Origin of the sequence: Streptomyces sp. NPDC017520, assembly GCF_044329855.1 — a bacterium.
In the GTDB taxonomy this organism is placed as follows: domain Bacteria; phylum Actinomycetota; class Actinomycetes; order Streptomycetales; family Streptomycetaceae; genus Streptomyces.
The window spans coordinates 183,058-198,739 of record NZ_JBIRKB010000012.1 but is presented as its reverse complement, the minus strand read 5'-3'; the positions used below and the strand labels follow the sequence as shown (position 1 = coordinate 198,739).

Annotated in this window: 10 protein-coding genes; 1 reads left to right on the top strand and 9 read right to left on the bottom strand. The window is 73.7% G+C overall.

The window, feature by feature from the left end; all coding sequences use genetic code 11:
* Positions 1 to 124: 124 nt before the first annotated feature.
* The 7 genes from ahcY to ACH4KB_RS27110 all read right to left on the bottom strand — a co-directional run bounded on the left by ahcY (position 125) and on the right by ACH4KB_RS27110 (position 8,708).
* On the bottom strand, positions 125 to 1,582 hold the full coding sequence (ahcY, locus tag ACH4KB_RS27140; protein WP_398068503.1) for an adenosylhomocysteinase: 1,458 nt from the start codon (positions 1,580 to 1,582) through the stop codon (positions 125 to 127).
* Between the two features lie 275 nt (positions 1,583 to 1,857).
* Positions 1,858 to 2,868 (bottom strand): cation diffusion facilitator family transporter, encoded by a 1,011-nt coding sequence (locus ACH4KB_RS27135; RefSeq protein ID WP_398068502.1) that lies wholly within the window; start codon positions 2,866 to 2,868, stop codon positions 1,858 to 1,860.
* An 87-nt stretch (positions 2,869 to 2,955) separates the two neighbouring features.
* Complete coding sequence (gene manA / locus ACH4KB_RS27130) at positions 2,956 to 4,131, bottom strand: mannose-6-phosphate isomerase, class I (RefSeq protein WP_398068501.1); 1,176 nt, start codon at positions 4,129 to 4,131, stop codon at positions 2,956 to 2,958.
* Between the two features lie 291 nt (positions 4,132 to 4,422).
* Complete coding sequence (locus ACH4KB_RS27125) at positions 4,423 to 5,559, bottom strand: SIS domain-containing protein (protein ID WP_398068500.1); 1,137 nt, start codon at positions 5,557 to 5,559, stop codon at positions 4,423 to 4,425.
* Positions 5,560 to 5,733: 174 nt separating this feature from the next.
* Positions 5,734 to 5,916: a Trm112 family protein gene (locus ACH4KB_RS27120; protein WP_364874442.1), complete on the bottom strand. Its 183-nt coding sequence runs from the start codon at positions 5,914 to 5,916 to the stop codon at positions 5,734 to 5,736.
* Positions 5,917 to 6,826: 910 nt separating this feature from the next.
* A complete protein-coding gene (locus ACH4KB_RS27115) occupies positions 6,827 to 8,197 on the bottom strand; it encodes a phosphomannomutase/phosphoglucomutase (protein ID WP_398068499.1) in 1,371 nt (456 codons plus the stop codon).
* Between the two features lie 133 nt (positions 8,198 to 8,330).
* The gene (locus ACH4KB_RS27110) at positions 8,331 to 8,708 is read right to left on the bottom strand and encodes a DUF3499 domain-containing protein (RefSeq protein ID WP_032753657.1); all 378 of its coding nucleotides are present in this window, start codon (positions 8,706 to 8,708) and stop codon (positions 8,331 to 8,333) included.
* Positions 8,709 to 9,059: 351 nt separating this feature from the next.
* Here ACH4KB_RS27110 and ACH4KB_RS27105 point away from each other — a divergent pair, with 351 nt between their 5' ends.
* Positions 9,060 to 9,488 (top strand): metallopeptidase family protein, encoded by a 429-nt coding sequence (locus ACH4KB_RS27105; RefSeq protein WP_398068498.1) that lies wholly within the window; start codon positions 9,060 to 9,062, stop codon positions 9,486 to 9,488.
* Between the two features lie 106 nt (positions 9,489 to 9,594).
* Here ACH4KB_RS27105 and ACH4KB_RS27100 read toward each other — a convergent pair whose 3' ends face one another.
* The gene (locus tag ACH4KB_RS27100; protein WP_398068497.1) at positions 9,595 to 11,133 is read right to left on the bottom strand and encodes a DUF5719 family protein; all 1,539 of its coding nucleotides are present in this window, start codon (positions 11,131 to 11,133) and stop codon (positions 9,595 to 9,597) included.
* On the bottom strand, positions 11,130 to 15,062 hold the full coding sequence (locus tag ACH4KB_RS27095) for a glycosyltransferase family 2 protein (RefSeq protein ID WP_398068496.1): 3,933 nt from the start codon (positions 15,060 to 15,062) through the stop codon (positions 11,130 to 11,132). The genes ACH4KB_RS27100 and ACH4KB_RS27095 overlap by 4 nt, the downstream gene beginning before the upstream one ends.
* Positions 15,063 to 15,682 lie beyond the last annotated feature (620 nt).

Sequence of the window (15,682 nt, the reverse complement as noted above, 5' to 3'; positions counted from 1 at the left end):
CGCCCGGGGGGGGGGGGGGGGGGGGGCGGGGGCGGGCGGGGGGGGGGGGGGGGGGGGGGGGGGGGGGGGGGGGGCCCCCCGCCCCCCCCCCCCGCCGAGGGGTGGATCAGCTACCGCGGAGGGATCAGTAGCGGTAGTGGTCGGACTTGTACGGGCCCTCCACCTGGACGCCGATGTACGCCGCCTGCTCGGGGCGCAGCGTCGTGAGCCTGACGCCCAGGGCGTCGAGGTGGAGTCGGGCGACCTTCTCGTCCAGGTGCTTGGGCAGCACGTACACGTCGGTCGGGTACTCCTCGGGCTTCGTGAACAGCTCGATCTGCGCGAGGGTCTGGTCGGCGAAGCTGTTGGACATCACGAAGGACGGGTGCCCGGTCGCGTTGCCCAGGTTGAGGAGGCGGCCCTCGGACAGGACGATGAGGACCTTGCCGTCGGGGAACGTCCAGGTGTGGACCTGGGGCTTGACCTCGTCCTTGACGATGCCGTCGATCTTCGCGAGGCCGGCCATGTCGATCTCGTTGTCGAAGTGGCCGATGTTCCCGACGATCGCCTGGTGCTTCATCCGGGCCATGTCCTTGGCCATGATGATGTCCTTGTTGCCCGTCGTGGTGACGAAGATGTCCGCCTGCTCCACGACGTCGTCCAGCGTGGCGACCTGGTAGCCGTCCATGGCCGCCTGGAGTGCGCAGATCGGGTCGATCTCCGTGATGATCACCCGGGCGCCCTGGCCGCGCAGCGACTCGGCGCAGCCCTTGCCCACGTCGCCGTAGCCGAAGACGACGGCGGTCTTGCCGCCGATCAGGACGTCGGTGGCGCGGTTGATGCCGTCGATGAGGGAGTGGCGGCAGCCGTACTTGTTGTCGAACTTCGACTTGGTCACCGCGTCGTTCACGTTGATCGCGGGGAACAGGAGGGAACCGTCACGGTGCATCTCGTACAGGCGGTGCACACCCGTCGTCGTCTCCTCGGTGACACCGCGGATCTCGGACGCGAGCTGGGTCCACTTCTGCGGGGCCTCGCCGAGGGTGCGGTTCAGCAGGGTGAGGATGTGGGCGTACTCCTCGCTGTCCGCGGTCGACGGGTCCGGGGCGGCGCCGGCCTTCTCGAACTCCACACCCTTGTGCACGAGGAGGGTGGCGTCACCACCGTCGTCCAGGATCATGTTCGGGCCGCCGGTCGGGGTGTTCGGCCAGGTCAGCGCCTGCTCCGTGCACCACCAGTACTCCTCCAGCGTCTCGCCCTTCCAGGCGAAGACCGGAACGCCCGCAGGGGCTTCCGGAGTGCCGTTCGGGCCGACCGCGATGGCCGCGGCGGCGTGGTCCTGGGTGGAGAAGATGTTGCAGGAGGCCCAGCGGACATCGGCGCCCAGGGCGACGAGGGTCTCGATGAGCACGGCGGTCTGCACGGTCATGTGCAGCGAACCGGTGATCCGGGCGCCGGCCAGCGGCTGAGCGGCGGCGAACTCCTTACGGATCGACATCAGGCCGGGCATCTCGTGCTCGGCGAGCGTGATCTCCTTGCGCCCGAAGGGGGCGAGGGAGAGGTCGGCGACCTTGAAGTCCTGGCGGTTGGTGGCCGTCGTCATAACGGGCTGCTCCTCGTGATGGGTCGAGGGTGGGCTTTCTCTGGGCTGACTCTGCGCGGCGGGCACACGAATGCCCGGGGGTTCGCAGTGCAGTCCGTCGGAGGCCCTCTGTCCCTCGCCCGGCTCGCTTCCGCCAGCCGGGCGACCGCCATCAGCAGCGACGTCTGTTATCCGTATCCGAATCTACACCGAACGGCCCAGTGAGCCCCAGCCCGTTCCTGGAGAAGAACGTGTGTGAGGGGTCACCGGGCCGATCGGGGCCGATGCGCGGTGGGTCAGTGGCCGGAATCCTTCGAGACCGGGTCCTCGCCCGTCTCGGGTCCCGTTCCCGGGGCCTCGGTGGCCTTGCCCGGGTTGGCTCCGGTCGCCGCGGCCTGCGCGTTGTAGATGTCCGGCTCCAGGTAGATGACCCGGGCGATCGGGCACGCCGCCCGGATGCGGTTCTCGGCGGCGTTGATGGCGTCGGCGACCTCGGTCGCGGTCTCGTCGTGCCGGACCGCGATCTTGGCGGCGACCAGCAGTTCCTCGGGGCCGAGGTGGAGGGTGCGCATGTGGATGATGCGGGTGACGGTCTCGCCGTCCACCACGGCCGCCTTGATCCTCTCGACGTCCTCGATGCCGGCGGACTCGCCGAGCAGGAGGGACTTCGTCTCGACGGCCAGGACGATCGCGATGAGGATCAGCAGGATGCCGATGCAGAGGGTGCCGATGCCGTCCCAGACGCCGTTGCCGGTGCCGAGGGCGAGGCCGACGCCCGCGAGCGCCAGGATCAGGCCGACGAGCGCGCCGAGGTCCTCCAGGAGAACGACCGGGAGCTCGGGCGCCTTGGACCGGCGGACGAATTCGGTCCAGGAGCGGTCGCCGCGCGTCAGGTTGGACTCACGGATCGCCGTACGGAAGGAGAAGATCTCCGCGATGATCGCGAAGACCAGGACCCCGACGGGCCAGTACCAGGCCTCGATCTCGTGCGGGTGCTTGATCTTCTCGTAGCCCTCGTAGACCGCGAACATGCCACCGACCGAGAAGAGGACGATGGAGACGAGGAACGCGTAGATGTAGCGCTCGCGCCCGTAGCCGAAGGGGTGCTGAGGAGTGGCTTCGCGCTTCGCCTTCTTGCCGCCGAGCAGCAGGAGTCCCTGGTTGCCCGAGTCGGCGAGCGAGTGGACGCTCTCCGCGAGCATCGACGAGGAACCACTGAAGAGGAACGCTACGAATTTGGCCACGGCGATCGAGAGGTTGGCGACGAGTGCCGCCACGATCGCCTTGGTTCCGCCTGACGCGCTCATGAGTGCGTGGTGTCCCTTCGTCGGTGCGCGGCAGGTGCCGTCGCGGTGAGGCGGCACATTGTTGCAGCCGTCGGGACGGTCCGTGGTTCAGGCCGCCACGGTGGCCCGGAAGAGTGTTCCCGGTCCCGCTGCCTCGACGGTCTCGCCGGCCGGAACGTACGCGGACTCCCCCGGTGCGAGGGCGAGTTCGCCGACGGTGACCGAGCCCGCCGTGCAGAGCAGGATCTGGGGCGTGGGGGCGGTCAGTTCGGTGGGGGCCGCCCCTGGGGCGAGGGTGTAGCGGGACAGGGTGAACTCGTCGGCGGGGGTCTCGTAGAGCTCCTCGCCCGAGGGGGCCGCCTCCGGGCGCAGCACGCCGGGCTCGGTGGCCTCGAACCGGACGATCCGCAGGAGTTCGGGGACGTCGATGTGCTTGGGGGTCAGGCCGCAGCGCAGCACGTTGTCCGAGTTGGCCATGATCTCGACGCCGAGGCCGTCGAGATAGGCGTGCGGAACGCCCGCGTCGAGAAACAGGGCTTCTCCGGGCTGGAGTTGCACGTAGTTCAGCAGCATCGCGGCCAGGACCCCGGGGTCGCCGGGGAAGTGGTGGGCGATGCGGGCGTACGGGGCGTGGGCACCGCCGAGGCGTTCGGCGGCGGCCGCCGCCTCCGCCACGGTCTCGGCCATCTCCGCCGGCTCCGCGCCGAGGATCGCTGTGAGCACCTCGCGGAGGGCCGCTTCCTCGGGGTGGGCGCGGAGGAGGTCCACGTACGGCTTGAGGGAGTCGACTCCCAGCGCCTCCATCGCGTCCGCCGCGTCGGCGGGGCTGCGGAAGCCGCACAGCCCGTCGAAGGGGGTGAGGGCGCAGATGAGTTCGGGCTTGTGGTTCGCGTCCTTGTACGTGCGGTGCGGGGCGTCGATCGGGACGCCCCGGGCCTCTTCGTCGGCGTAGCCCTGCCGGGCCTGCTCCAGGTTCGGGTGGACCTGGACGGAGAGGGGGGCGCCGGCGGCGAGGAGCTTCAGGAGGAAGGGGAGGCGGGGGCCGAACCGGTTGACCGTCGGCGCGCCGAGCTCCCTCTCCGGGTCGGCGTCGATGGCCTCGGTGAGGGCCAGCTCCGTCTCACCGGACGCGGTGGTACGGGTGATGCGCGAGGGTGCTCCGGGGTGGGCTCCCATCCACATCTCGGCCTGCGGTTCGCCGGTGGGGGCGGTGCCGAGCAGGGCGGGAATGGCCGTGGTGGACCCCCAGGCGTAGGGGCGCACGGTGTTGGACAGCCGGTCCATGGAGTCGTCCTCGGGTGGGGCTGGGTGGGGTGGGTGAGTGTGGCACCAGGGGTATCAGTGTTACGTGAGGTCCTGGAGTCGTGGGGGTGGCCGGGGGGTGACACGGTCCTGGAGGGCTGGGGGTCCCCTTTCTCCCTAGGCTTCCTGGCCACCCTGGCCTTTCTGGGGTTCCTAGCCTTTCTGGGTCTCCTGGCGCCCTGGGTTTCCCGGGAGGGGTTCGTTCCCTGGGGCTCTGGGGCCGCGGTCCGTCCTTGTGCGTGGTGTGTGGTGTTCGGTGTCCGGGTGCCTCTGTCAAAGTTGCGGGGCCGAGGCCAGTGACAGGTAGACCGCTGCGAAGTCGGTGATCGCGAGCAGTTCGGCCACGGCCTCCAGCGCGCTGCCCTCCTCCGGCTCCAGCTCGCTCACGGGAGTGTCATGGCCGAGTGCCAGCTCACGCGCCGCCGGGTAGGCGCTGAGGCCTCCCGTCGGGCGGTCCCGGAGCAGGACGACCCGGGCCCTCAGCGTCTCGCCCTCGTCGACCCGGTCGCGGAAGAAGTCGTCGGGGTCCGCGCCCGCCGCGAAGTCCCCGGCCAGGAGCGTGCCGTGCGAGGGCAGCGCCTCGGGCAGTTCCGCCGTCAGGGCGGGGCGGCCTGCGAGCTCGGACAGTACGGCGGCGAAGCGGCGCCCCACCGGGCCCGCTGCGTCGCCCTCCGTCCACAGCAGCGGCAGGCTGTCGGCGAGCTCGGCGGCGAGTGTCTTGGCCGGGTTGCTGTACGTGGCGATGGCCGGGCCGCAGCGTTCCGCGGTGCGGTCCAGGCGGTCCGCCATCTTCTGCAGGTCCTCGGGGGGCGCGGTCACCAGGCCGACCCGGTCCAGGAGGGCCAGCAGGGGGGTGAGCAGGGCCCACAGGGTGCCGGGGCCGGCGGCGGAGGTCTCCGCGTCGTACTCGCCGTACGGGGCGGCGGCCATCGGGACGACCAGGCCGTGCACCCCGTCGACCGCCTCACGCAGCGGTGAGCGGGTGGGGGCGACGGCGACGACGGTGCAGCCGCGACGGTAGGCCTGCTCGGCGAGCAGGGCGAGGCCCGGTTCGGAACCGTCGGCGGTCGCGATGAGGAGCAGGTCCACGGATCCGGCCCAGCCGGGCAGCGCCCAGCGGAGGGCGCCGGGGGCGGGGGCCACACCCGTGGGGTGGATGCGTACGACGGGGGCGGCCGCGCCCGCCAGTGCGCCGATCAGGTCGGCGACCCCGGAGGCGGCGGTGCCGGGGCCCGCGACGAGGACGGCTCGTGGCCGGCCCTCCGGGTTCAGGCCACCGATACCGGCCTCGGCGGCGTGCCGGGCGGCGGTACGGACCCGGGCGCCTGCCTCGGCGGCGCCGCGCAGCAGATCGCGGCGGTCGGCTCGGGCCAGGGCTTCCGGGGCGTCGAGCAAGGACTCGTCGAGCATGGCGGTGGGCCTCCGATCACCGGGCGGGGTGCGGGGTGCGGTTACGGGTACGGGCGCGGTGGCCTCCGGGGCGGGCGCGGTGCCGAACGGTGGCGCCGGTCTGCGGTCGGGCCGGCTGCCGTGCGCTGCCGGGGCCGTCCCGCGTCGTCCTGCCCGTACGCGTGTCGCTCGCGGTCAGGCGGGGCGGCGGGCCTCGTCGACGAGAAGGACCGGGATGCCGTCCCGGACCGGGTAGGCCAGGCCGCAGGCGTCGCCCGTGCAGACCAGTTCGGGGCTGTCGGCCGCCGAACGGTCGTCGAGCGGGGAGTGGCAGGCCGGGCAGGCCAGGATCTCCAGGAGGCCGGCTTCGAGCGCCATGGGGTGAGTCCCTTCGAGCATGCGAGTTCCGATCCGCGTGGATCAGGCGTCGTCAGCCTACCGCTGGGGTGGAGGGGGCGCGGCCTGGCCGGGGGTGAGATCCAGGGGATGGGGGGGGTGGGGTGGCGTGGGGGGTGCCGTGGGGGTGGGCGCCTGGGGGCGGGGCGCGGGTGCGCGTGGCGTGGGTGGACGCCTGCGGCGTGCTTCTCCCCGCCCCGCCCCTTCCCGTAACCGGGGCTCCGCCCCGGACCCCGCTCCTCAAACGCCGGAGGGGCTGGAAAGAGCCAGCCAAAGAGGGAGCGGGGCGGGTCGGGGCGGGGGCGGGGGCAAACGCCGGGGGGCGGGCCGGGTGGGGGCGGCGCGGGCCGGGGCGGGCGCCGGCCGGGGCGGGCGCCGGCCGGGGCGGGCGCCGGCCGGGTGGGGGCGGGGGGCAAACGCCGGAGGGGCTGGAAAGAGCGGGCCGAAAAGGGAGCAGGGTGGCGGGGCGGGGTGGGCGCGAGCCGGGGTGGGGCGGGCCGGGGTGGGGCGGGCCGGGGTGGGGCGGGCCGGGGTGGGGCGGGCCGGGGTGGGGCGGGCCGGGGTGGGCGCGGGCCGGGGTGGGCGCGGGGGGCAAACGCCGGAAGGCCGGGCCGAAAAGGGAGTGGGGTGGGGCGGGGCGAGGTGGGGCGGGCCGAGGTGGGCGCGGGGGGCAAACGCCGGAGGGGCGGGGCGAAAAGGGAGTCCGGAGGGGCGGGCCGAAAAGGGAGCGGGGTGGCGGGCCGAGGTGGGCGCGGGCCCTGGGGCGGGGCGAGGTGGGGCGGGGCGAGGCGAGGTGGGGCGAGGTGGGGCGAGGCGAGGTGGGGCGAGGCGAGGTGGGGCGGGGTGTGAACGTTGATGGCGCCGAGCGGGGTCGGAGCGGGCCCTGGCTGGGTCAGGCCTTGCGGATCAGGGTCAGGACCTCGTCGCGTACCGCCGCCATCGTCTTCTCGTCCCTCGCCTCGACGTTCAGGCGCAGCAGAGGTTCCGTGTTCGAGGCGCGGAGGTTGAACCACCAGTCGGCGGCCGTGATCGTGAGGCCGTCCAGGTCGTCGGAGGTGATGTCGTCGCGGGCGCCGTAGACCTTCCTGACCGCGGCCAGGCTGGCGGCCTGGTCGGCGACGGTGGAGTTGATCTCGCCGGAGCCGCTGTACCGGTCGTACTCCGCGACCAGTTCGGAGAGCGGCTTCTGCTGGCCGCCGAGTGCGGCGAGTACGTGGAGGGCGGCGAGCATGCCCGTATCGGCGTTCCAGAAGTCGCGGAAGTAGTAGTGCGCCGAGTGCTCGCCGCCGAAGATCGCGCCGTGCCTCGCCATCTCCGTCTTGATGAAGGAGTGGCCGACGCGGGTGCGGACCGGGGTGCCGCCGTTCTCACGGACCACCTCGGGGACGGACCAGGAGGTGATCAGGTTGTGGATGACGGTGCCCTCGCCGCCGTTGCGGGCCAGCTCGCGGGCGGCGACCAGGGCCGTGATGGCGGAGGGGGAGACGCCCGCGCCCCGCTCGTCGACCACGAAGCAGCGGTCAGCGTCGCCGTCGAAGGCGAGGCCGAGGTCGGCGCCCTCGGCGAGGACGCGGGCCTGGAGATCGACGATGTTCTTGGGGTCGAGGGGGTTGGCCTCGTGGTTGGGGAAGCTCCCGTCCAGCTCGAAGTACAGGGGTACGAGGTCGAGCGGGAGGCCTTCGAAGACGGTGGGAACCGTGTGGCCCCCCATGCCGTTGCCCGCGTCGACCACGACCTTGAGGGGGCGGATCGCCTTGAGGTCGACCAGGCCGAGGAGGTGGGCGGCGTAGTCGGTGAGGGTGTCGCGCTCGGTGATCGTGCCGGGGGCGGTGGCGGGCGCCGGCTGGGGGGCGCCTTCCGACCACTGCTCGACCAGGGTGCGGATCTCGGCGAGGCCCGTGTCCTGGCCGACCGGGGCGGCCCCCGCCCGGCACATCTTGATGCCGTTGTACCGCGCCGGGTTGTGCGAGGCCGTGAACATCGCCCCGGGGAGGCCGAGGGCCCCCGACGCGTAGTACAGCTGGTCCGTCGAGCAGAGGCCGATGAGCGTGACGTCCGCGCCCCGGGCCGCCGCACCCCGGGCGAACGCGTCGGCGAGGGCCGGTGACGTTGGGCGCATGTCGTGGCCGATCACGATCGCGTCGGCGGCCGTGACCTGGACGAACGCGGATCCGAAGAGTTCGGCCAGCGATGCGTCCCACTGGTCGGGGACCACTCCGCGCACGTCGTACGCCTTGACGAGCTGCGACAGATCAGCAACCACGGCCGGTCCTCCTGGGGTCTTTGCGGACCGCCCAAACTACCCGGCCGGTCAGAGCCCCCGGAGTCGGCCTCAGAAGCGGCCTCAGGAGTCGGCTTCAGGAGTCGGCTTCAGGAGTCGGCTTCAGGAGTCGGCTTCAGGAGTCCGGTGAGCGCAGCACTCTCAGGTGGCCTCGGCGGGCCACTTCCACCGGGTCGGCGGCGCGTGGTCCCCGGCCCCCGCCGTCCGGACCCCGGTCGTGCGGGCGTGCCGCTTCGCGGACCGCGTTGGCCAGTGCTTCGAGGTCGTCGCCGCTGGGGTGCGCAGGTGCGGAGCCGTCGGAGAGCCGCACCACTTCCCAACCCCGTGGCGCGGTAAGCCGCTCACTGTGTTCGGCGCAGAGGTCGTAACAGTGGGGCTCGGCGTAGGTGGCGAGCGGGCCGAGGACCGCAGTCGAATCGGCATAGACGTACGTCAGTGTCGCGACGGCAGGGCGGCCGCACGCGGTGCGCGAACAGCGACGTACAGGGCTCACGATGTTGGACGGTACCGCACTCTTGAGCGGGCTGCGACGACTCCCCCTCGGGTCACCCCACCGTGTCGCCCTGTGACCTGCGGCACCGCGGCGTTCCGGGCGGGGGCCCTGACCTGCGTCGGGGCGGGGCCCAGCGATCGCGCCGTGGTCGTGCCGGTCGCGGGCGGGGGTGGATCGCGGCGTCGGGCGCAGGGTCGATGATCGGATCACGGGCCTGAAAAGGGCTCAACCTTGGCCGAAATGTTCAACTGCGGACATCCGGAATCGGGACGGGCCTCCTCCCCGGAAGCTCCGGTCGGACGCGTCGGCTCGCCGATCACCCGGCCCCCGGAGCGTTACGCTGCGTCGGTGATGGACAGCTCCGTACCTCCCCGCCCGTTCGAGCCGCGGCCCCGGCGCCGTGACCGGCATGGCCGCGGTATGCGCGGGCCGGTCGCGCCACCGCAGGTGCCGCTGTCGGCCAGCCGGGGCGAGACCTTCCGTGATCTGGTCCAGGACTCGGTGGAGCGGCTGGAGCGGCGCTGGCCCCAGCTGGCCGAGGTCGACTTCGTCGTCCTCGATGTGCCCGACACCCCGGAGGAGATCGTTCCGCTCGGCGGTGCTGTCTCCGCCGGCAAGGGGCGGCCCGCGCAGATCGTCATCTACCGGCGGCCCGTCGAGATCCGCACCAAGAGCCGCGACGAGCGCGCCCTGCTCGTCCACGAGGTCGTCGTCGAGCAGGTCGCCGAGCTGCTGGGGCTGGCGCCCGAGTCTGTCGATCCCCGGTACGGGCAGGACTAGCCCCCGGGGCCGGTCCCCCGGGGCCCCAGGGGGCCCGGCGCCCCAGGGGGCCCGGGGGGCTCGATCGAGCCAGGGGGACGGCTCGGCTGTCGGAGGTCGCTCGCCCTCAGTCGTCCAGGACCGAGAGGTCCTGGCGGGCCGACGGGACCTCGACCGTGCCCCCGTCGTCGGGGAGCGTCTGCACGGTGAACATCTGGACGCCGTCCTCGGTGCGCGCCAGGGTGCGCGACGCGTGGACCGGGCCGCCCGAGGTCGTCTCGACGGTCAGCGCGTAGGCGCCCTTGAGGCCTTCCGGGGCCTTCGGGGTGACGGCGAGGGTCGTGCCGGCCTTGACCGTGTACGTCTCCACGGCCGGTTCGCCTCCGTCGCTGCCCGCCGACGCGGTGACCTTCACCTCGGCGGTGGCGCCCGGCGCGGTCAGGGACAGCGTCGAGCCCTTGGCCCGGTTGTCCGGGACGCTCGCCCGCGCGCCGACCGGCCCGGTGGCCGGAATGTAGGCGATCTCCTGCTTGTCGCCCTTGCCGCGGACCACGCGCAGCGCGGCGACGATCGGGGTCGCCCGGTCCTTCTGGACGGGGCTCAGCCGCAGGGAGCCCGGTTCGCCGCGGGTGACGTCCTTGAGGTCGACGGCCGCCGTCATCGAGGACTTGATGTGCAGGGTGGCGTTGCCGGCCGGGGAGAACGCCGCGTTCTTCCCCAGGAGCTGGACCTTCACGTCGGCGTCGTCCTCGCCGGGTGCGAACGCCACCAGTTGTACGGAGGTGGCGTCGGCCGGGATACCGGGCAGCACGAGAGTGCCGGTGGGGTCGTCGGACGCGGTGATCCAGTCGCTGCCCGCCTTGTCGTCGGCGCTCAGGACGACCGCCCCGACCCGGCCCGAGCGGGTGGTGACGTGGGCGGTCAGGTGGTCGACGGCCTCGGCGGTGAGGGTGGACAGCAGAACGGCGACGCTGGAGCGGGCCGGCACGGTGATGCCGTCGCCGACCTCGGACTTGAGCGCGCCCTCGGGGCCGTACAGCTCGATGTCGGCGACGGCCGCGGAGTCCTCGGGGTTGGTGAGGTGGAGGTAGTCCTGGCGGGACTTCGCGGTGCTCGCGCCCGGGAACCAGAAGTCCGTGTCGGGAGCGGTGCAGGTGACCCCGAGGAGCCCGCGGGCGCCGCCCACGGTGACCTCGGTGGTCTGCTGGGCGGCCCAGCCGGGGGCCAGCTTGCCGGTGGCCGTGCCGACGAGGGCCGGGGCGTCGGAGCCGTCCGCCTCGGCGACGACCGGCTTTCCGGGCTCCGTCACGGCGAGGACCGGCTTGTCGGCCTTCTCCTTCGCCTTCTTCGCCGCCTCTTCGGCCTTCTTGATCTTCTTCGGGTCGGTCTCGTCCTCGTCGTCCACGACCGGCAGGGCCGGCTTCAGCTCGGCGGTGCCCTTGGCCTCGCCGCCCTCGCCCGCCGGGGTGAACGCGGTGTACTGCGTCTCGGCGAGGTCGGAGTCGCTGGGCGCCGGGCAGACCAGGCTGGAGCGCTCGACCGGCAGCAGCGCGGCGGACTTCGTCCCGGTCTCCGCCGGGGCTCCGGGCGCGGTGACCGTGGCGAATCCGGTGATGGCGGCCAGGACGGCGGCGCCCGCGATCAGGGACAGGTGGGTGGACTTCACTCGGAATCGCCTCGCGATGCGTTACCGGTCTGCCACGGGGCCTGGCCCGGGGCCGGGGGGTCGGTCTGTTCGCCGTTCTCGGCGGGGTGCCGGTCGGGCTGCGGCTGCTGGGCGGGGTCGGGGTAGGGCTGTTGCTGGTATTGGCCGCCGACGTAACGGCCGTACTCGTCGTACGCGTTCTGGTCGTTGTTGTACGCGCCCTGGTCGTTGTAGGAGCTCTGGTCGTTGTACGCGGCCTGTCCGGCGTACGTGCCCTGCTCGTCGTACTGCTGTGTGTAGGGGTCCTGGGCCTCGTAGCCCTGGTAGCCGGCGCCCTGTTGCTGTTGCTGTTGCTGTTGCTGTTGCTGGGCGTACGGGTCCGGCTGGTACGTCGCGTAGTAGTCGGCGCCCTGCTGCCGGCCGTCCCACTGCGCGTACTCGCCGTACTGCTGCTGCTGCGGGACCGCCGCGTAGCCGCCGGTGACTTCCTGCGGGTCGTGCGCCGGGGGGGTGGCGGCGTACGGGTCGGCGGACTGCTGCGCCGGGATGTACTCCCCCGGGTCCGCGCCCGGGCCCGGGACTCGCGACGGATCGCGGTCGCCGGGGTGGGCGTCGTCCCCGGGCTCCCCGGGCCCTCCGGGCTCCCCGGCCTCCTCGGCGGCGGCCGCCGCCTCGGCCTGGGCCGCTGCGCGGAGCCTGCGGGCGCGGCGGCCCTCTCCGTCGACCGGCTCGGCGGCGACGGCGGGCGACGCCTCCTCGGGCAGGTCGTCGTCGATCTCCCGGCGGCGGCCCGGCAGGGCCATGACCACCAGGACGAGGAGGAGTCCGGCCTGCGCCCAGATCCACGCGGTATGCGTGATCGGGGCGTCGTGGCTGAGATCCAGACGGCCGCCCTCCGCGGGCAGTTCGAAGCCCTGGGCCCAGCCGTCGACGGTCTTGCGGGGCAGCGGCTTGCCGTCCAGGGTCGCCGTCCAGCCCGGGTCGGCGGCGTCCGCGATCCGCAGCACGCGGCCCGCTTCGCCGGACGGGATCTCGGAGTGGGCCTCGACGGCGGCCGAGCCGACCGAAAGGTGCTCGCCCTCGCCGGAAGCCGGAATGATCATGACGCGGGCGACCTGGCGGTCCACCCGCCACAGGGCGCTGCCGTCGAGCTGGCTGAGGCGGCTGAGCCCTGGCGTCGAGTCGAGGACCCGGCTCATCTCGCGCGGTGCTCCGTCCCGGACGAGGACGTAGCGGATCGCGAAGCCGCCGAGCTGGCCGCCCTGGTCGGCGCCGGAGCCGGCGACGAGGTTGGCGACGACCTTGTCGAGGTGGCTGTTGCTGCCGCCCGCCTCGGTGAGTTCGCCGTCGCCGAGGCGGACGCCCGAGCCGCGGACCAGGCTGTACTCCACGGAGCCGGGCGAGCTGCCGCCGAGGGCGAGGGTGCGGGGCTGGTCGCGGGTGGTGGACTCCTCCGCCACGAAGGCGGGCACCTGGACGGGGTCGCGCCGCTCCAGTGGTCCGTCCGCGCCGCCGATCATCCAGCCGAACGCGGCCAGGACCGGGGCCAGTCCGGCGGCCAGCGCGATGAGTACGGCGACGGGCTGACGCCAGCCGAAGCTCTGTTCGGCGACCCGGATGCGGGCCCCGTCCGCGCCCACCAGGGCGGCGGCGATCAGGGCGGCGCCGTAGACGAGGGTGGCGGGTCCCGCCCAGGTGGACCCGTTGGCGACGGCGGCGAAGAGGAAGCCGACGAGCGCGACCGCCCAGGCGGTGCGGACGGCGAACTGCCGCTCGCCGCGCAGCAGGGCGGCGAGCGCCGCCAGCACGATGCCGAGGAGCAGGATGCCGCCCGTCGCCCCGGGGCCGCCGGGGCTGATGCCGAGCAGGTCGAGGCCCGATGCCGTTCCCGTACCGAGGTCCAGGCCCGCTTCGGTCAGGAGCGCGGACGGGTCCGTCAGGAGGGTGAGCGACCAGGGGGCGAGGACCAGCACCGGGGTGCCGACGGCGGCGACGAATCGGAGTCCGTACGCCGTGATGTCGCCGCGCCGCAGGACGAGGACGCCGATGCCGAGGACCGCGGCGAGCGGCCAGACGATCGGGGTGAACGCCATCGTGACGGTCAGCAGCAGCGTGTACGCCCAGGTGGCGCGCCAGCTGCCGCGCTCCCCCGCCGCGCTGTCCACGCGCAGCCCATGGGCGGCGACGCCCGCGCGGGCGGTCAGCGGGAGCAGGACGAGGAGGACGGCGGTGCCGAGGCGGCCGGTGGCCAGGGCGCCGGTCGCGGCGGGCAGGAAGGCGTACGCGACGCTCGCCCAGGCCCGCAGCAGGCGGGAGGGGAGCAGCGGGCGGGAGGCGAAGTAGGCGGTGAGCCCGGCCAGCGGGATCGAGCAGACCAGCAGCACGCTGATGGCGAGACCGGTCGAGCCGAGGAAGAGGGCCGACAGGGCGGCGAGCAGCGCGAGGTAGGGCGGGGCGGTCTGGGTGCCGCCGGTGCCGACGGTGTGCCAGGCGTCCGCGTAGCTCCCCCAGAGCGCGCCGACCTCGGCCGGGGCGGGCAGCAGGGCGCCGCCCGCCAGTGCGCCGCCGCTGAGGAGGTTGCGGCCGGCGATGAGGGAGACGAGCAGGAGCAGCGCGAAGAGGATGGGTCCCGGTTTGCGGCCGATGCGCTTGAGGCGGGCGAACTGGTCGACTTCGAGGAAGTCGGCGTCGTCGCCGCCGGGCCCGGATTCGACGGCTCCGTGTCGCGAGCCGCCCGAGTCGGCGTCGCTGCGGCCGCCGAAGTTGCCCGCGACCTGGTCGACGGTGGCCCGGACGGTCGCGCCGGGCGGCGGGAACAGCGCGCGCAGCTCGGCGGCGTCGACGGCGCCCTTGCCGCGGTCGCGGCGGGCGGCGAGGATGCGGCCGGGGCGCAGGAGGGTGCCGAGCAGGCCGGTGACCTCGTCGAGGGCCTGACCGGGCACCTTGCCGACGAGGTAGGCGAGGGTACGGAGCAGGGTGCCGACGACGAGTCTGAGCAGGACCCAGGGGAGGGCCTTGCCGCGGGCGTTGACGAGCATCGTGTAGACCGCGCCCGCCTTGTCGACGCGGTGCGGGCTGGCGACCGAGCGGCCGGCGCAGTCGATGGGGCGGCGTTCCCGGGCGGAGGCCTCGGCATGCCGCAGGACGGCGTCCGGGGCGACGAGGACCCGGTGGCCCGCCAGGTGGGCGCGCCAGCACAGGTCGACGTCGTCGCGCATCAGGGGGAGCCTGCGGTCGAAGCCGCCGAGCTCCTCGTAGATGTCGCGGCGGATGAGCATGCCGGCGGAGGAGACGGAGAGGACGGTACGGACCTGGTCGTGCTGGCCCTGGTCCTGCTCGCGGCGGTCCAGGCCCGTCCAGCGGCGTCCGCTGTTGGCGATGGAGACGCCGACTTCGAGGAGCTGCTTGCGGTCGTACCAGCCGCGCAGTTTGGGCCCGACGATCGTGGCGTGCTGGTCGGTGTCGACGACGCGCAGCATCTCGGCGAGCGCGTCCGGCTCGGGCGCGGAGTCGTCGTGCAGCAGCCAGAGCCACTGGACCGGTTCGCCGTGCGGCAGTTCGGGAAGGTCGTAGTTCTCGTCGACCCAGGTCCGGCCGGCCGGGTCCCAACCACTGGGGCGCTTGAGGTACGGCAGGTCGTCCGGGGTCAGGGTTCCCGCCGTGCGCGCCGCCTCGTCGACGGCGGTGCCGAAACTCGTACGGCGTGCGAGGTGCAGGACGCGTTCGTCGCCGAGCGCCTCGGTGACCAGCCGGGCCGAGTCGTCGGCGCTGCCGGTGTCGGCGGCGACGACGTTCTGTACGGGGCGTTCCTGCCCGAGCAGCCCGTCCAGCACGTCGGGCAGCCAGCGGGCGCCGTCGTGGGAGACGAGCACGGCGGTGACGACGTGCCGGGGGAACTCTGGGGCGGCGGCGGCCGCGTTCGGCGCCGCCGAGTGGCTGTGCACGGACATCGAGGTACGGGCCCTCCGGCCGGGTCCGGGGGCGTCCCCGGGGGCTGCATCGGTGTACACGCGCGCGCCGTCGGGGCGTTGGCGCGTCTCGGACGGGGCCCCACACTAACGGTACGGACAGGTGGCGGGGGTCGGAGCGGGCGAAGGGGCCGGGCGCGCACGCGCCGACGGCCCGTCTGCCGAGCCCCGGGGAAGGGGTCGGTGGACGGGCCGTCGGGGGTGGGGAAGCGGGCTCGGGGGCCTGCCGGACGGGAAAGCCTGCCGGATAGGACCGGATAAGAGGGGCGGCCTCGGCCGGAAGTGCGGGAAGTGGGGGCGGGGAGGGGGAGAGGGGAGGGGGAGAGGGCGTGGAAGGAGTGGGGGGCGTGGGTTGGGTGTGGGGGCGTGCGGTGGGGTGCGGGTCGCTCTGCGGCTCGCGAGCCGGCGGTCGGCGGCCGGCAGTGGTCCGGGGTGCGCCGGGGGCCTGGCGGGGGTGTTCGGGTGGCCCAGGGGTCGGGTCCGGTCTGGGTGGTTCGCGGTACGCCCGGGGGCGGGTCCGGCCGGGTGGTTCCGGATACGCCCAGGGGTCCGGGTGCGGTGGGTCGGGGTGCTCCCGGGACGGGTCCGGGTGCGGTGGGTCG